Genomic DNA, 18,960 nt, shown 5'->3' on the forward strand with positions numbered 1-18,960 from the left:
ATAATATTCATAACATCTTAGTTAATAAAAAATATAATTTTTATTAACTAAGATGTTAAAGAGTTTTTATAATTTTTTCTGGAATATTTAGCACTTATAATTGAAATAAACATTCCATACTCTTATTAATTTATATAATATTAATAAGATAATATATATTTGTCATAAGCAAAAAGTATATAAATAATATATTTTGTGTATTTATGTATAATTATGATATAATATGAATATTAAGTAAAAAATGGAGGGTACTATGGGTACAGATAATATGAATGCAGTTCCTAAAAGCATTGAAGGAGTTTTAACAGATAATCCTAAAATGAAAATTCCAATATTTCAGAGAGATTATTCATGGAAGCAGGATAACTGGGTTGAATTGTGGAATGATATAAAAAATGGTTTTGAAAATAATAATAAACATTATTTAGGTTCTGTTGTATTAGTAAAAAATAGTGATTATAAAGAAGTTGTAGATGGGCAACAAAGGTTAACAACAATATCAATTATATATCTTGCAATTATAAGCAACTTTAACGAGTTAATAAATAATGGTATAGATGTACAAAACAATATTACTAGAGCACAAGGGATAAAAAAATTAATATGTGAGACAGATTTATATAATATTACATCAACGAATAAACTAGAGTTAAATGAGACTAATAATATAATGTACTCTCAATACTTAGTAAATGATAATTTACCTACTGAAGAGTCACAACTTACAATGAGCAATAAATTATTAATAGATTGCTTTAAGTACTTTAAAAAAGAATTAAAAAAAGCTTGTACTGAGGCAGGTAAAAAAAATGCATCATTCAAGCTATTATTAGACTACTTTAAATATATATCCCAAAATTTAATTTTAATAGAAATAACTGCGTCTGATTATCATAATGCTTATGTAATATTTGAGACATTAAATGATAGAGGATTAGATTTAACAGTAACAGATTTACTGAAGAATTATTTATTTTCTAAGATAAAAAATAGCAAACATTCATTGATGAAAAGAATGTGGAGTAGTATTGTAAATAATGTAGATGAAAGAAATACTACAAAATACATAAGACATTATTGGAATTCATACCATAAAAAAGTTACAGAAAAGGAATTATTCAAAGTTATAAAAGATAGTATTGATACTGAAGAAAAAGTTTTAGAATTTGTAAAACAATTAAATGAGTGCTCATATATCTACTCAGCATTATCAAATCCTAAAAGCCAAATATGGAATGGAGATGCAAGTATTGTTAAATCTTTAGAAGAAATAAAGTTATATAAAGTAGATTTATGCTATCCGGTTCTATTATCAGCACAATTATTTATTTCTAACTTAGATTTGAAAAGAAAAATATTTAGATTATGCTCTAGAATTTCTTTTAGATATATAATAATTTGTAATGGAAGTGCTAATGACTTAGAAAGAGCTTATAATGATTTATGTTTAGCTATTGCTAAATATAAAAACGAATTGGATTTTTCAAAAGTAGAGAAGGATATGAAAGAATTCATAGTAAGTAAAGAAGAATTCATTGCTAGCTTTAAAAATAAGGTTATTAAGACTAAAAATAATAAAAGATTAATAACTGAAATATTAAAGGGTATTGAAAAGTGTAAAGGCACTCAAATAACAGATGATAATACTATAGAACATATATTACCTGAAAGTTTTAGTGAGGAATGGAATAATATATTTATTAATGATGCTGAAGAATATGTATATAGATTAGGAAATTACATACTTCTAGAACGTGAAGCAAATTCAGAAATTGGAAATGATTTGTTCGATATAAAAAAAGAGGCTTACATAAAAAGTAGATATAAGGATGCAAATAAAATATCAAAGTTAACTAAATGGGATATTCACGAATTAGAAAACCATCAAAAGGAAATGGCTATTATTGTTGAGTCTGTATGGTCATTATAAGATGTATCTAATAAAAAAATATTCTTGGACAACTATTAATTCATAAGATAAACATATTATACAAAAATATTATACTAATTAGGATTATTTGTTCTTATATTGTGAATATTACTTGAACTTTGGGTATTTAATTCACAATACAAGAACATTAATTATTTATATATTATTAAACATATTTAAATCATTTATATAATTAAACTTACTAATAGCAACTCTTATAAAGTTATTGTTAGTACTATTCTGAGTAGCTTCTTTAATTACATAAGATGGCTCACCAATACCACAAGCAGATCCAGCTGAAATAGCAACCTTATCAGCTAAATTCTTAATAAACATCTCATTTACTATATTAGGAATTAACATTCCGATCACACCTGGAATATGATTATCTGGATCACCTAAAAACTGTATACCCGGATATTTTTCTAAAAGTACTTTCTTTGCTTCAATTTCTAGTTTAGTAATTTTCTGCATATATTCACTCATATCTCTTTTGGCAATCTCGCAAGCTTTTCCAAATCCAACTATATTATGAACAGGGGAAGTGCCAGCTCTATATCCATTTTCTTGCTGACCTCCATGTATCAATGATGTAATCTTATAATCTGCTAAAGCTGATTGGCGTATAAAAGCTGCACCAATACCTTTAGGACCATAGATTTTATGAGCTGAGAATGAAAGAAAATCTACAGGTAAATTTTTCACATCAATATCTATCTTCCCTAAAACTTGTGTTGCATCTGAATGAAATAAAATATTATGATCTTTAGCTATTGTTCCTAATGTTTTAATATCATTTAAAGATCCTATTTCATTATTTCCCCATATAAATGATGCTAAAATTGTATTTTCTTTTATAGAATCTTTAAAAGCATCATTTGAAACTTGTGCATATTCATTTACAGGTTGAAAAGTAACTTCATAACCACGATCTATTTTTTTTATATTAGTTTTCTTTTTTAGTAATCTACTTGAAGAAGCGACATCAGGTTTATTCCAAAATACATCACCATTTAAGAACTTACAAGTTTGAATGATTGATTTATGCTCTACAGTAGATGTTATTATATGATTACCTTTTTCTTCATAGTATTTTTGATAATCAGCCACACCTTTAATTATAAAATTGTTACTTTCAGAAGCTCCAGATGTAAATATAATCTCTCGTGGATCGGCATTTATTAATGAAGCAACTTGTTCTCTTGCTTTTTCAACAGCTTTTTCAGCATTCACAGCTAATGTGTAATGTCTACTAGAAGGGTTGCCATATTCTTCTTTTAAATATGGCAACATAGCATCTAGTACTTCAGGATCAATAGGAGTAGTTGAACTATTATCTAAATAAATCATATACTAGCATTCCTTTCATTAAGTATTTGTGTTAAAAATTTTTCTAAATTTCCACCAGAGTACTTATACTTATTAGCTAATAATTCTGCACCTCTATCAATGTGTAACTTCATATAGTAAGGATAATACTCATCATCACTAATTTTTTTCCCAAGATTCATTTGAATAAGTGCTTTAAATATAGCATCATATTCTCCTGTAACAGTAGATCTTTGTAATTCAAGTCCTGTTACGTCATTGCTTTCAAATTCATCTATTGGAGTATCTTCTCTTAATGACATAGAAACTGCTATTTTACTTAAAGCAAAAGGTTTAAGATTTGAGCTAGCACCTATTTCTTCGAAGATTGTTTTTGTTTTTCTTGAAGTTTTTAATCTAAATCCCATAATTACACCTCAAAATATCCATTTTTCACTTCAGTTTTACGTAATTCTGTATTATATAATAGTAAATACTCGTTACATATATGCGGTTTAACAATCCTGTATAATTCATTATCAATTTCTTTGTTAGTAGATAAAATTATTACTTGTTTACTTATATTTGGCAAGTATATGTTTGTTAATGCATTTCTATGAGTTTCGTCAATACGAGCATAAGGAGTATCAATAATGAAAGGTATTTCCACTCCAGAACTTTTAATAATAGCCCAAATTAAGCATAGTATATAAATTTGCTTTTCTCCTTTAGAGAAATCATTTATATTTATTTTAGTACTAATAGTTAAATACTCAACCATTATAGTGTTATTTAACTTTTCTAATAATGATTTATCATTATTTACATTATAGTAGCTATATAAATCTTCTAAGAATTTAATTCCATATTTTTTTACAGTTCCTTCAAATCCAAGATTATTTAGAATATTAATAACTTCGTTAGTATCATAATCTTTATTTATATAAAGTGTAGAATTAAATTGTTCATCGATAACTATACTATTCACATAGTTATCCTTTCTAATAATCTTGCTAAAAATATTTATAAATTCTTCTTCAATTAAAGTTATTTTATCATTTGTTAGATTATTAAGTAACTCATCTAAGAAAAGTGTTAAGTTACTGGAGATTTCTAACACATTATTATTTTGTAATAATGAAGTATATTCATTTCTTGCCCTTGTTAACATATATTCTTTAGAACTAAGCTCAGTTCGTAACTGTTCTATTTTTGAGTTTAAAGTAGCTAGAGCATTAACTGTCATACTAATTTCTGTATTTACTAAGCTCTCATTTTCTAAATAAGTATTTAATATTTCTACTGAGACAGTCGAATTCAATTTACTTTTTAAGTCACGTATTCTTAATGAAATTTCTTTTGTTCTATCAAATTTCTTATGAATTGATTTTTTAAATGAATCTTCATTAGATAAAATATTACTTATTATATGGCTAACAGAATTTATATCTTCATTAGAAAATTCTAAAATTGATTTTGAATTATCTATTTCCTCATTAGTAAACATTGAGAATAATATAGATTCAGCAATATCTGAGTACGAAACATTAGATGATATTTTAACATATTTGTCCAATGCAACTTCAAGAATTTCATCAGATAGCCTTGATTTAACACTGTTATATGACTGAATAGCATTTTCTTTTTCAATTTGATTTTTAGTTTCACTTAATAAGTTTGGGATCAATAAGAAGGGAAGTGTATCATTACAAAAATCTTTAATATATTGATTAATTTCACTTCTTTCATTTTCCAACTTATTTATTCTTGTTAAAAGATCTGATCTTTCTTCCTCAAGAATTCCACCACTATTTCTAAAGTCTTTTTCTAACTGTTCTTTTCTTAGATTTAAAGACTCAAGATTTTCTTCATTTTCTATTATTTTTTCTTCAAAACTAATAATCTGTTCTTTTAATTCAGTAACATACTTTAGCATATTCTCATAGTTTATTTGAACTTCTTCAAGTTTAGCATTTGATTTAGATTGAGCTCGTTGATAAGATATTAGCTGTTTTTTTAATACATCAAAAGTATCATAATTAAATAATTGAAGGACAGAGTCTTTCAAATTATTACTTGCAGATTTACCTGTAAAAAATTCGCTTAATTCCTCACCATCAAAAAAGAAGAAATCAAAAAGAGAAGGAGGTAATACTGATTTTAAATATTTATCAAAATATAATTTATCTTCATCATTTAACTCTTTATTATTAAATAAAACTGTAAAGTTTTCTTGTAATTTATGATTAATATATTGCCAAGATCTTTTTAAATAATATTCTTTAATTTGAGTACCTTCTTTAAATGATATACTTAGTCCTATAAAAGCTTCTACATCTTCATTTTTAAATGCATTATCATTTATATTATTTTTTATTTTCGTTAAATAATTATGATTTTGTCCTATATATCCATAAGCTATAGGGCCATATATACATAGTTTTATGGCTTCAAATAAAGTGGATTTTCCTGCACCATTTTCTCCACCAATCAAAACAATATTCTTCTCATTTTTAGGGGTAAATGAGAAGATAGTTTCATCTTCATATGATCTAAAATTTTTTAATGTAATACTATTAATTATCATTGCCTATCTCCTCAACTATACTTTTGTGTAAATATCTTTGATTTAGAATCTTATTTATAGATTTATCTAAAATAGTTCTATTAGTAAAGTGCTTATATTTATTTGTTTCTATAAGCAGTTTATTTATTAAATCATCAGATATATTATGTTTAATACATAATGAAGATATTTCATTTAAAGTGGAGTTATCAAATATAGGCTTTTTGTAATCATCCCATGGTAATTTTTTACCAGTAACATTTTCATAAATAGTAACTAATGATCTCCTATTTAGATCTTCCTCATCATCCCATATTTTATCTATGGCTTCTAATTCTTCTTCTGTAATTAAATCAAAATCATAATATTTTCTTATTTCAATCTGTGTTTCTAAAAGTTTTTTCAAAATTTCTTTTCTTGCTTTAAAATTAAATGGTCCATATCCAAGAATATTTATGTATTCACCTTTTTCATCATTTAATATTTTTGTTTTATCTAAAGCTATGTGTTCATCTAATTCTATAGTTGGCAATAACTCCAAATATATTTTATCTTTATCAGTAGAGATTTTATCCATCATTTCTTTGGATTCATTTGATCTTATTGTATCTACATATGCTTCATCGTTATCATCTTTAAATATATGATTAGAATTAATAATGCAATTATCTAATAGCGGTAATTTATCCAAGTATATTTTTTTGTAATAATGGTTACCGTCTCTTCTATATTGTTGCCTATATTCATGCTTATCACGAATACTTAATAGCCAATTACGAAAGTCTAATAATAATTGAAGTTCAGGTTCAGTTGTTTTTATAAATCCTGTTAATGATTTATCTTCTTTAACTACAGTACAAATCCAACATCCAAATCTTGAATTACCACAAGATGGTGTTTCTTTATCATTAGTAGTAGTGAAGGGACACTCTCCACCATCTCCGCCCATGTATAATTCAAATAAAACATTATTATTAGTTTCCCATGGTGTTATACCATTATTACTTAATAGAATTTCCCAAACATCATCAGTCGTTAATTCAACTATTGGATTGTAAACATAAGTGTTTTGGAGGGTAGCGTGAGGAGTTAGAAGATATCCATCAATTTCTCTATTCTTAATTCTTATACCTCTGGCAATACTCTCAGCTTTTCTAACACCTAGCAATACAACAACTTCACCATTTTCTCTAACCTTTTCTTCTATAAATTTATTAGAAGGTTTTATTTTTAAACGTTCAGTACACCATCTAAATCTTATTGATGTAGGGGTAGGAAGTCCTTTCCCAATAACATTAGACCAAAATGTGTTATTATAATCTGGATGAACCATATGTGTATAAAGTGGCAAACCTAGTTTTCTAGCACCTTCATTAATAAGCTGAGTATTTTCTTTTAAATATGATAATATAACAGGATTCTCAATTAATGTATCTGATGATACAACATAAACGTCCTTATGTCTTTCTTCAGGAGGTAGCTTTTGCAACATCATGAAAGCTAATTGAACGACGGTAGTACTATCTTTACCACCGCTATAGCCTATCACCCAAGGTCTAGAATCATTTTTATAAACTCTTGTCATTTCTTTAATAATATTTTCTACTTTTATTTTTACATCTATTTTAATCATAATTAGTATTCCTTTTTCTTCATACATTGATTTTCTAACTTTTGTTCGTCTTTAGTGAGTTCAATATTCAACTTCATTTTTATCAAGTTGTTTGTAAGCCTAACATAAGTTGCACTCTTCATTATTCTACCATTTGTAGCAATAACTCTGTATTCCCAATCATCTAAATTAGTTCGATTCCAATCTATTTTATTAATCTTTGATAGAATAGATTGCCAGTTGCTTTTATTGTTTTTATACAAGTAATTACCAACCAGCCCTAAAGCCTCAAGAACTACACCATGTGAACTTATATAATCACTTCTAAATGATGAAGCACTAATCTCTTTGTTAAAAACAAATTGCCACTCATTCATAGAAGTACACAATACATTCCAGAATTCATTAACAAACTCAATAATTACAGCATCATTATAATTTAAATCACGTAATAGTTTCTTATTTGTTTCATAAATATTACTCAAAGTAAATAATTTATTTGATAATTTAGATAAAGAAGGATTTTCTTTATCTGTAAAATTTCTAAGATTAAAATTAGTATCTATTAAACTCTTCGTAATCATAGCAATTTTATCTCTTGAATCATATAGAATTCCAATTGATTTAGAGACATTAACAGCATGTTTATTCAAATCAGCAAAGATTTGTTGACTTCTTTTTAAACCTTCATCAATAAATAAGACTACTGATATTGTTTCATCTCCAAGATCCGGAAAATCTTTTAATGCCTCTTCAATAGCAGCTCGTCTATGCTGTCCATCATTAATTAATAATCTACTATCCATGGAAACTTTTAAAGTTCCAATTTTTTCATCAAAACTAGCATTTAAAGGTGCAAATTCAAATTTCCCATCTATAGATGCTGTAAGTGACGAAAATACATAATCTTTTGGATTATTTACTATATATGAAGCCATTTCTGGTATTCTAGTTTTATTAATTATCCTTTGAGCTCGATGCTCTGGTGGAAGTTCATCATCATTAAAAATAAACAACTTAGATAGTATAGATAAAGGGCACATAATAACAAAAAACTCTCTTCCAGCTTGATTTCCTTTGATAGCTGGGAAAGTATAAAAAAAGTTATTTTTCACAAGTAAACCTCCTTACGTACGTAGCATTTTTAAGTTAATTATATCAAATTTTATTACGTACGTAAATTGAAAGTTTAAACGCTTTATCTAATAACGAGAAATATGTAACAATTAAATTTAATTTATTATATATAATCATTTTATAGCAAAAAAAGGTAGACTAGTACTAAAAAGGAATATATTATATTTATTAGGAGGTGTTTAATATTAAATTTGATTTTGGTTATAGAGGTGAAGTATGTAAATATGAAAAAATTCTAGATGAAATAGTTTCATCAAATAAACTAAAAAAAACTAGTGAAGATATAATTATATATAAACTAGCTTATTATATAAGGAAAGGAAATATTGGTAAATTTCTTTACAATTTTACAAATGTAGTTTCTATTATATTGGGGGGGATTATAACAATATTATCTTCACAAACAGATAGTAAAAATATATTTTTTATAACTATAATATCTGTATTTCTAACCATGTTAACATCCTTAATGTTTTTCATGGATTTTAAGATAAGGTGGTTAAAATATAGAGGAATAGCAGAGGAAATAGAAAGGTTGATAAGAGAGTTCTATTCAAATGAATCTTTTACAGAAAAAGAGTTTACAAATCAGATAGAAATTTTAATAGAGCTAGAAAAGGAATCATGGAAAGATTATGTTGTAAATAAAGACACTTTACATAATTAATGGGGGTATATATGAACAATAAGAGTAAAATTTTTATAGGTGCTAGAGCACTTGAAAAAAAAGAAGTAAATATGATTTTGCCAACATATCAAACTATTATAAATCAAATTAATGATATAAGAGATTATGCAAAGAATAATAAAGATGATGATACTGTAAAACAATTCAATAATAATTTTGCTATATTGGGAAAAAGGGGGTCTGGAAAATCTTCTATAATAAAAACAATAATAAAAGAAATACAAAGTAAAAATAATCAAGATTTGATTCTACCAGTAATTGAACCAGATTTATATAGTGATTCAACCCAAATAATGGGATCAATACTTGGAATATTGAAAACAGAAATAAGTCAAATAGAGAGTGAAATTAAAAGAAATGAAAATATTATGAAAAATCACGAATATTTTAAGAACTGTAGATATATAGAAAATAATCCACTAAGCTCTAAAATGAATGAAGTGATTGAATATTATTGCTACATAAACCCCGAATATAGAGAATTACTTACAAAAAATTATACTGATATGAGTACTTTTAGAAAAAAATATAGTTTTTTGCTATCTCCTGATTATGAATTCAACATAAAATTTAAAAATTTTATAGATAAAATAATTAGTATTAAAAAAGAGATATCTGGAAATAGAGAACCACTAATATTTATAATTATAGATGATATTGATTTGAAAACTAATAAAACTAAAGAGCTCATTGATTCTGTTCTTCAATACATGAATCATAAAAATATAGTATGTATTCTATCAGCAGATTATGAAATACTCAATGAATCTATAACTCTTGCTCTTTTAGAAAAAGAAAGTTTAATTAATTCAATTATTAATAGTAAAGAATTTAATGAAGAAGTTTTCGGAAATAGTTTTAATATTACTAAAAGAAAAAAATACTTATCAAATGAATATTTAAAAAAAATTCTTCCACCTTCCTTGAGGCATAACGTAGTTTTGTGGAATGAAAATAATATCCCAACTTTTTCTTTTATGTCGAAAGATAACAGCGGAGAGTTTGAAATAATCCTTCATAAGAGAATTCGAAAGCTTCTAGGCGATTTCACAATTTTCAATAATGGAGAACAAATAATCTCTTATGGATATTCAATTTTTGATAGGTCTCCACGAGGATTAATAAATGTGCTATATTATCTTGAAGGAATAGAGGATTTTAAAAAAGGTACAGATATATTAGAACAATTTAATTTTATTAAGGGATTTGTAGATACTTTAATAAATTCATCCACAGAATTAAATAATTATAAGAAAGAAATATATGATAATTATCTACAGTGGGGGAAAGACCAAGAAAGTACAGTTATTAAATATAAAAATATAAAATTCAAATATAATAATTCTGATGACTTAAATAGTCAGGAAAATTATAAAAATAAAAGTGTATTTATTTTGCTATATATACTCAGTTTATTATTTAATAAAAAAGATAGCATAGATAAGGAAAGTATATCTCAATATGAAATTAATATATGTAAAAATGAGTTAAATATAGAGAAAGAAGATTATTTAAGTATTATATTAGAAGAAATTAAGTCTATCAATTTTGAATTCTTGATTTCTTTTATAACTAAATTGAAAAATGAGCCTCTTATATTAAGTAGAGAATTAAGTAGAGAATTAAGAAAAAAAACAGAGGAGGAAAATATAGTTTTTAAAATTCTTGTATTGTTATTTAAAGAAAATATATATACAGAATTAATATTAAAAAAAATATGGAATAATAAGAATAACTTTCCTAAAATAATTGATCTGTTATATTCACGATCAAGAATAACTGAAAATTATAAAAAAGCGGAAATAATAGCTAATGATTTAATTATATATAAAAATAACCATTTAGAATCTTATAAAAAGAAACAATATTATATTATATTAGAGAGTTTAATAAAAGTGACTATAAGAAAGAATATTTTTGAAAATGATTTTGATCATTCTTATATATATAAAAGAATGATTAAAAAGATACACAAAGTAAATCAAGATAATGAAAATATAAGTAATGAATTATTTATTAAAATAAAAGAGAAATATATAGATTTAAATAAAATTAATATAGAAGAATTAGACATATTTAATCAAAGCGTTTATTCAGAGAATATCAATGAAAAAATCAAAGATTTTTTACATGGAGAACATGGTTATAGTAATACAAATTATAAAAAAGCAAAAAGTTCAATAGGGAGCAAAGTTGGAGATATAGTTCATAATGAAATTTCTCTTAGCAAATATCTAGATATATTAGAAATATTAAAAGAATTATTTCTTTCAAGGTCATGGTATGGTGTGAAAGAAGCAAGAGAGCTATATTATTATTTGACAAATAATTCATATTTCGAAAATAAAGAAATTATAAACAATAATAATATAAATGAATACTATTTATTTTTGGATAAATACAGTGATGAGTTTAAAAATATAAATAATAATGAAGAAGATAAAGTATATATAAAAGAATTATTAAGTAATACTTTTGATAAAGCCTTGAATGAAGAAAAAAGTTTCCATGATATCTTTTATGGAAATGACTCTTCTACCAATAGTACATTTGATATGATCTAAATTACTATATTTAGGAGTACACTATGTTTAAAAAAATAAATGAAATAATATCAATCATTCTTCTTTCTTTTGGTGATTTATTTTTCTATAATGAAGATATTTTACAATCTATTTACGAAGATTTTTGTGATAAGAAATTAATGAAAATTTATAAAAAAATAAAAAATGAGTATATTTTTAATAATTACGATGAAATAAATCTTATTTTACAGAAAGTTTATCCTTTCATTTTTGAAAAAACAAAGATAATGAAAGAGGAAGATTTTTATAATTATTATTTTCTAATACTAAATAAACTTTCAAAAAGTTTTTATTCAGTTAGAGATGGAAATATAATTTATAAATATTGGGGAACTGTAGAAGATATTGAAATTTTCGGCCTCTATGATGAAGGAAATAAAATAGAGATTTTCAGAAAAATAAGTAAAAGGATTTCTATGGATTTATTATTAATAAATAATATTATTCAGAATGAACAATATGATATATACTCGCTTAATGATTATTATTCTTATATAACTTTAGGAGATCTGCAACTAGATAATGTATTAAATAAAGGACTCTCTGAGAATCATATTCATGCGAATGCAAGTTTTAACTTTACTGTTTTATGGCAGATATTGATGTATAATAATATTGAAAAATGTAAAATCAATAACATACTTATATCTGAATCTACAAATCATTTATTTGAAGAAAATCTTTATATATTTATACAATTTAATAAATTAATAAGAAATTTAATATTATTCTTTTTAAAATATAATAATCATAATAATATATTAGATTATTATAATAATACAGAATTAAATTCAGTAGTAAATTATGTATTAGATAAAATGGATATTGAAAAATTAACTGTTAATGATGAAAATATAATATTAGATAATATTGAAAGAATGAATTCATATTATGATATTACTAATGATAATGAATTTAATGATTTAACATTCAAATTATTTATGAAATATAGAGGCGTTAAAACTTATGGAGAAAATATATTTTTATTTGAATCATTAAAATATATAAAAAAAACAGATGATTTTATTTTCAAAAAAATTTTCATGCTATATATACGTATAAAAAATGAATTTTATCGCAATGTTGCATTTAGTAATGAAATTAATGGATTAGAAAATTTTCAACATTTCTTCTCTAATAGTACATCTATTTTGAATTTATTAAAATTATCTGATAAAGATTACTTTAAATTAATGATTAGAACATTATTTCAAGATAAATATATAAAAAAGATAGAATTAAGATTTTCATTATCTAATACAAAAGAAAAACAAATGAAATTTATTAAGGATTTTATGAATGCTTATAAAGAGGTTATAGATGAAGATTATTTAGTTAATAAAGAATTATTAGATTATCCAAGACTTGGACTTATTTTTCATTTGATAAAAGAAAAAGATCCCTATCCAAATGAAAAATGCTGGATATCATTTAATAAAGAAAATGAAAAAACTTATCATAATTTAGCCTATGGTTCATTACAGAAAAAATATATAAAACAAATCTCTAATTTAATAAAAATAAGAAATGAAATTCCCCAACTTTCTTATTTTATATTAGGAATAGATGCTGCCAATTTAGAAAATAACACTCCAATCGATGTGTTTGCACCTGTCTTTCAGTATTCAAGGGATAGCACTAAAGATAAGAGAATAGAATTAGATAGAAATGGGAATTTAATAAATATAAAAAGCTTATATTTTACTTTTCACGCAGGTGAAGATTTTAGACATATTATATCAGGACTAAGAAGAATTGATGAAGTTATTAATCATTGTAAATTTCACTCCGGAGATAGAATAGGTCATGGAACAGCTTTAGGAATAAATATAGAAAAATGGGGATCTGAAAATCCAGTTGTAATTATGCCAAGGATAGAACACCTAAATAACCTATTATGGATATGGAATCTATATTCTTCATTTGAGTATAGTAATACTCAAATTATTCTTTATTTAGAAAAAGAAATATATAAAACTAGTAAAGAAATTTACTCTAATAATATAGGTATAACAACATCAATGTTATATGAAAATTACATAAATAGTTTTAAGGCCCTTGATAATGATTATTTAGATGAAAATTTAAAAATAAAAAATAATACAGATATTTCTGAAGTTGGAAAACTCGAATTCTGCAGCAAGATAAATGATTCATCTCAAGTATGGACCTTAGAACGGCTTAATTTTGCTAAGCATTGTAGGTGCTTTCTTGAAAAAATGAATGAAGCTATATATGTATCTGTTAAGAATATAGATCTTGAGATAATAAATGATATGCAAAAAATAATTTTAAAAGAAATAGCAAACAAAGGAATAGTAATAGAAGTAAATCCAACTTCAAATACAAATATCGGAGCTATAGATACTATTTTTGAAAATCAAGCTTTTGTAATTAATAAAATAGATAATAATGATTATAGTAATGTAATTATGACAATAAATAGTGATGATCCAATGATTTTTAATACAACTCTTAGTAATGAGTATGCATACCTTTATTATGCGTTAATAAAAAAGGGATATAGTAAAGAAAATATTCTATTATGGATAGATAAAATTAGAGTTTCTTCTATGGAAACCTCTTTTATTGATAATAAACTTACAAATCAACAATATTATGAATATATTGTTGATATTATAAAGTATTTTGATTAGTAATTAAAAAGAATGATAAACTAAATTTTTAGTTAAAGTTATGAAAGTAAAATATAAAATGAATTAGAATTAAGCACGGAATATTTATATATAATTCTACTTATAAATGATTGATTTGATGAATATTTATACTCTTACTTTTTTAATTTAGCTACATTAAAATTTAAGCGAATATGTAAGGATTCTATAATAATGGAATGATTATGGAGACCTTATTATACAAGCTTAACGATATGTTAAAAGTGATCTAGAGACTTTATTAAGATCAGAAAAAGGATAAACTATACAATAATCCTGAACAAGTTACCCCATTATGTAGGCAAGGTGTCATTTGCAATTACATGATGGGGTGATTTTTTATGCTAATAAAATACAAAACTTATAGAAAGAAATTTAAAATTAATACAATTGAAGAATATATAAAACTAAGAAAGAGCAAAAAGAAATTTGTAAGGATTTAAATATAACTAATACATCAATACTGGGCATATTGATAATTTAATATAATGAAAAGTCCCAAATAGCTTTTATGATAAATAAAAAGCCTCATCGTTAAGCGGTTGAAGAAAGTAAAAATGAAGATTTACAAGACTAAGATCGGAGAATGAAATTTTTAAAATACTTTTAGGGAAAATAAGTGGGAATTACCTAAAATCTTATAAAATTTCAAGTTATAAATAAATTTATAAGTAAATATTCAATATCTCTTCTATATAGTATTTTAAAAGTATCAAGAAATGAATTGTCTAAATCATTAAACAAAATGAACATATAGTAACTGAATATAGCTAACATAATATAATATAGTAACAGTTGCTAGAAATCTATCAGTATTTAATTTACCATATATATAACATGGAGGACTTTTTATGAATTCATTATCATATTTTAAGCTTAAAGATGAGTTGAATAGCATATGTACTGATAATAATATTAATATTGAACATGGATATACAGGTTCAGTACTAATACCTAATGGTACTGAAATTGGAACCTCTTATATTATTTCTTCTATTAATGTAAATAACTTAAATAGAAGATTATTAGAATTTGCTTGCAATATAATCAACACTAATTTTATTGGAACTATAAGCTTTCAAATATTTAAGCTTTTTAATAATAACTATAAATCTATTTCAATTGGACCACCTTGGATATTATCATATCCAGTTTCAAATAATGGAGCAGATGTTCTCTCATTATTTGTTTGCGACGATGATATTTGTTCAAATAAATGTACCTATATTGCAAAAGCTACTATTATTGATAGTTTATTTCGTAGCCTATATTTAACAGATATTGTTGGTGGAAATAATAATGTAACTCTAGTAGGACCTACTACCTTTATAGCTGATGGTAATTTTTTTACTATTAATGCAGGTACTATTCTTACATTGAACAACATTTCCGGTAATATAAATATACAAGGTTTATTCGGTAATATTTCTCAATCAGGTAATACTATAACTGTTAATAATATTGAAGCAGGTAGCTTTATATTTACTGAAGCACCTGGATTGAATAAAATTTCTATTCTAAGTGGAACGATAAGTTTAACAATTATACCTTTTAATGAAAAAGTTATAGAAAAACGTCTAACTAGTGGTACTAGTATTATTACAAATGCAACTTTGGCAGAGCTATCTTTATAAGCATTTTATGAAACAATCTAGTGAAAGTATTAGAAAATAGGTAATTAGGAAAGATTAAATTTTCTCAGTATATAAATATTTTAAGATTAGAAACACGCACCAAAATGTGTATTTTATATATTATATAATATAAGGTTTAACTAACGATATTAACGAGATATAAAATGGAGGAAGTGTTATTATGAATGATAACAAGATAAATACAAATGAAAATACAGCTGAAACTGTAGCTTTAGTAGGACATTGTGCAGAAGTTAAGACTCTACAACAATCTTTAACTGAACAAGCTCCTGTAACTCCTGCTGTTATTGCACCAGGACCAGTAGTTGTTAAGGTTCCAGTTGTAATAGCTGAAACTAATATTACAATCCCAGTAGAAGCTACTATTAAATTAGATGAACCTGCTATAGAAATTAAAAGAATTAGAAAGAATGTATTTTTAAATCAATCTAGAGTAATTCCGTTTTCTCAAGATGGTCTTTTTGGTACTGGAATATTATTTATAGCTGGTTTTATAAGAAAGAATATAGAATTTGCAACTAAAACTTGCAGTAGATATGGATCTCCTAATATTTGTGGCGATATAAGACATTGTACAGTTGAAGTACCTTTTAACTTTACAACAAGAATTACTTTCTTAAGGCCACCAATATTTATTACAAATACACCTGCACTTGAAGTAGAATTCTTCTCAGATAAGAATAAGAGTTGCGATGTTTGTGCAGATCCAGTTATTGGACGTAATGTTTGTGATCAAAGCTTTTTCAATTCAGAATTCTTTAATGAAAAACCTTTTACTGAATTAGTAAGAGCTGATATTGCTGAAGTAGATATTCACACAGATCCATATAAGGACTGTGAAATTCCTACAGAACAACTTTTCACTAAAATTACAGAAAAAGTTGTAGTTAATTTAACTTTGAAAGTATTACAAAATCAACAAGTAAGAGTTACAGCTTTAGTTTAATAGAAATAGAAATCTAAGAATAGAATCACAAATCTAAGAATTGAATTAAAAATATAATCTATAAAGTCTAAACTATTCAATATAAAAGTTATCTTTACTAATCATATCCATGACAATACTTAATATAAGTTTTGTCATGGAGTTTTTTTGTTATATGATAATTATATTAAGAGTGATAAATTTAATCATATTTATTAGCAAAAGAAAAGTTTTTGTTTAATTAAGTACAATAAACACAAAATTTGTATATTATACATTAGATAGTTAACTAGTTACATTTAAATCAGATGAAAATGGAGGATACTTTATAATGAATAATAATAAAGAAAATACTAACGAATGTTTTAAAATGAGTTAATTATATACTTATATTTATAGATTCTTAAGTGGAGGAGATATTATGGAAAGGAGATACTATTCAAAGCAAAATTATAATCAACTTAAGATAAGACGATATGAAGAATATATTAAAAAACTGAATAAGTATTATTTATATATGAAAAGGAATTATGAGGATTATATAAAAAAGCAAAATCAGCAATATATTAATACAAAAAAGTACTATGAAGAATATATTAAAATGCAGAAAAAACAGTATTTATATATGCAAAATAATTATGAAGAATATATTAAAAAGCAAAATAGCTATTATTTATATAATAAAAAATATGATGAAGAAAATTATAAAATAAATAATGATATTGTTGATACTACACAAAATGAATTTTTTGACTTTTTTAAAACTCTTAACATAGAAGATAATAATATAAATGATGATAGAATAAAAAGAAGTATCTCCGAAATTTCAGAAGTTAATAATAAAGAGAATAATTTAGAATATAAAGATGATGATTTATCTACGAATGAGTACTTAGATAATAAAAGTAATAATATTAATACTAATATTACAGATTCACCTAAGGGAAAATTATTAGAAGAAATTTATGATGAATTATGTGAAGAAAATGATAAAAAATTCATAGAAGAAGGTTATAAAGTAAAAGAAGGCTATAAGGAAGACGATAAAAAATACTCAAATGAAAGTTATGAAAAGTTATTAAAAGTGGATGATAAAAAACTTATAAATGAAAACTATAATAATGTTGTAAAAAATGAGATATCTAAAAAAAATAACATTCAATCAGAAGCTTTATATGCTAATTTACCTGTCATATTAGCAGAAACAAATATAACAATTTCCGTAGAAGATACTATTTCATTAGATGAAGAAGTTAGTGAAATTAAGCGAATTAAAATGAATGTACTTTTAACTAAATCCAACCTTATTCCATTTCAATCAAATACTCACGATACTAATTCTGGAGTATTATTTGTTACAGGTTTTATAAGAAATAACATTGAATATCTAGCTAAAACTTCTAATGAAGAGAAGGCAGAGGGTAGGGTAGAAAATAGCTATGGAAATATAAAATACTGTATAGTTGAAGCACCTTTTAATTTTACTACTATAATTACTTACATTAGGAAACCAATTTTTACTGAAAAAGCTAATATAAATGAATTTGAATTTTTTAATAATAACCCTAAAGAAGGTGATGTTTACGAAAATTCAATTATTAACTATGATACCTATGAACAAAGTATTGGATTTACAGAAGTATTTAATGAAAAACCTTTTGCTGAACTAATAAAAGCAACATTTATTGATGTTAATATTAATAAAAAACAAAGTTTAGTTAATGATGCTAAAGCAGAGCAAGAGTTTACTAAAATTGAAGAAAGAATAATTGTAAATTTAGTTCTAAGAGTTTTACAAAAACAACAGATAAGAGTAGAAATAGAATAGGATTTATCTTAAGCTGTTATTTTAGAAATTCTCTAAGTTCTATAGTTCCCT

12 protein-coding genes are annotated in these 18,960 nt (G+C 24.3%); 7 read left to right on the top strand and 5 right to left on the bottom strand.

The window, feature by feature from the left end; translation table 11 throughout:
- The first annotated feature begins 253 nt into the window (after window positions 1-253).
- Window positions 254-1,930 carry a DUF262 domain-containing protein gene (locus NSA50_RS02940; RefSeq protein ID WP_257442822.1) on the top strand — a complete coding sequence of 559 codons (1,677 nt, stop codon included), beginning with the start codon at window positions 254-256 and terminating at the stop codon, window positions 1,928-1,930.
- Between the two features lie 156 nt (window positions 1,931-2,086).
- Here the strand turns inward: NSA50_RS02940 and NSA50_RS02945 are convergent, their stop codons facing one another.
- Genes NSA50_RS02945 through dndB form a run of 5 tightly spaced genes read right to left on the bottom strand, consistent with a single transcriptional unit; the run spans window position 2,087 to window position 8,531 of the window.
- Window positions 2,087-3,280, bottom strand: a complete 1,194-nt coding sequence (locus NSA50_RS02945; protein ID WP_257442824.1) for a cysteine desulfurase family protein — start codon at window positions 3,278-3,280, stop codon at window positions 2,087-2,089.
- A complete protein-coding gene (locus NSA50_RS02950) occupies window positions 3,277-3,666 on the bottom strand; it encodes a DndE family protein (protein ID WP_257442826.1) in 390 nt (129 codons plus the stop codon). The genes NSA50_RS02945 and NSA50_RS02950 overlap by 4 nt, the downstream gene beginning before the upstream one ends.
- Before the next feature lie 2 nt (window positions 3,667-3,668).
- Entirely contained in the window at window positions 3,669-5,825 is a 2,157-nt protein-coding gene (gene dndD / locus NSA50_RS02955) for a DNA sulfur modification protein DndD (protein ID WP_257442828.1), read from the bottom strand.
- The gene (dndC, locus tag NSA50_RS02960) at window positions 5,815-7,437 is read right to left on the bottom strand and encodes a DNA phosphorothioation system sulfurtransferase DndC (RefSeq protein ID WP_257442830.1); all 1,623 of its coding nucleotides are present in this window, start codon (window positions 7,435-7,437) and stop codon (window positions 5,815-5,817) included. Before dndC ends, dndD begins: the two co-directional genes overlap by 11 nt.
- Before the next feature lie 2 nt (window positions 7,438-7,439).
- Entirely contained in the window at window positions 7,440-8,531 is a 1,092-nt protein-coding gene (dndB, locus tag NSA50_RS02965; protein WP_257442833.1) for a DNA sulfur modification protein DndB, read from the bottom strand.
- A gap of 197 nt (window positions 8,532-8,728) precedes the next feature.
- Here dndB and NSA50_RS02970 point away from each other — a divergent pair, with 197 nt between their 5' ends.
- From NSA50_RS02970 to NSA50_RS02995, 6 genes are all read left to right on the top strand, one after another.
- The gene (locus NSA50_RS02970) at window positions 8,729-9,220 is read left to right on the top strand and encodes a DUF4231 domain-containing protein (protein ID WP_257442835.1); all 492 of its coding nucleotides are present in this window, start codon (window positions 8,729-8,731) and stop codon (window positions 9,218-9,220) included.
- A gap of 11 nt (window positions 9,221-9,231) precedes the next feature.
- On the top strand, window positions 9,232-11,805 hold the full coding sequence (locus NSA50_RS02975; protein ID WP_257442837.1) for a P-loop NTPase fold protein: 2,574 nt from the start codon (window positions 9,232-9,234) through the stop codon (window positions 11,803-11,805).
- A gap of 23 nt (window positions 11,806-11,828) precedes the next feature.
- A complete protein-coding gene (locus tag NSA50_RS02980; protein ID WP_257442839.1) occupies window positions 11,829-14,483 on the top strand; it encodes an amidohydrolase family protein in 2,655 nt (884 codons plus the stop codon).
- Window positions 14,484-15,352: 869 nt separating this feature from the next.
- Window positions 15,353-16,135 carry a DUF4489 domain-containing protein gene (locus tag NSA50_RS02985; RefSeq protein ID WP_257442841.1) on the top strand — a complete coding sequence of 261 codons (783 nt, stop codon included), beginning with the start codon at window positions 15,353-15,355 and terminating at the stop codon, window positions 16,133-16,135.
- Between the two features lie 181 nt (window positions 16,136-16,316).
- Complete coding sequence (locus tag NSA50_RS02990) at window positions 16,317-17,102, top strand: CsxC family protein (protein WP_257442843.1); 786 nt, start codon at window positions 16,317-16,319, stop codon at window positions 17,100-17,102.
- 400 nt (window positions 17,103-17,502) lie between these two features.
- Window positions 17,503-18,909 carry a CsxC family protein gene (locus NSA50_RS02995; protein WP_257442845.1) on the top strand — a complete coding sequence of 469 codons (1,407 nt, stop codon included), beginning with the start codon at window positions 17,503-17,505 and terminating at the stop codon, window positions 18,907-18,909.
- Window positions 18,910-18,960 lie beyond the last annotated feature (51 nt).

The sequence above is a fragment of the Clostridium mucosae genome (assembly GCF_024622765.1).
Taxonomy (GTDB): Bacteria; Bacillota; Clostridia; order Clostridiales; family Clostridiaceae; genus Clostridium.

Bases quoted from the DNA above. Each gene is read 5' to 3' on its own strand.
- NSA50_RS02990 (WP_257442843.1), top strand. From the start codon at position 16,317: ATGAATGATAACAAGATAAATACAAATGAAAATACAGCTGAAACTGTA.
- NSA50_RS02985 (WP_257442841.1), top strand. From the start codon at position 15,353: ATGAATTCATTATCATATTTTAAGCTTAAAGATGAGTTGAATAGCATA.
- dndC (WP_257442830.1), bottom strand. From the start codon at position 7,437: ATGATTAAAATAGATGTAAAAATAAAAGTAGAAAATATTATTAAAGAA.
- NSA50_RS02995 (WP_257442845.1), top strand. From the start codon at position 17,503: ATGGAAAGGAGATACTATTCAAAGCAAAATTATAATCAACTTAAGATA.
- NSA50_RS02980 (WP_257442839.1), top strand. From the start codon at position 11,829: ATGTTTAAAAAAATAAATGAAATAATATCAATCATTCTTCTTTCTTTT.
- dndD (WP_257442828.1), bottom strand. From the start codon at position 5,825: ATGATAATTAATAGTATTACATTAAAAAATTTTAGATCATATGAAGAT.
- NSA50_RS02945 (WP_257442824.1), bottom strand. From the start codon at position 3,280: ATGATTTATTTAGATAATAGTTCAACTACTCCTATTGATCCTGAAGTA.
- NSA50_RS02950 (WP_257442826.1), bottom strand. From the start codon at position 3,666: ATGGGATTTAGATTAAAAACTTCAAGAAAAACAAAAACAATCTTCGAA.
- NSA50_RS02940 (WP_257442822.1), top strand. From the start codon at position 254: ATGGGTACAGATAATATGAATGCAGTTCCTAAAAGCATTGAAGGAGTT.
- NSA50_RS02975 (WP_257442837.1), top strand. From the start codon at position 9,232: ATGAACAATAAGAGTAAAATTTTTATAGGTGCTAGAGCACTTGAAAAA.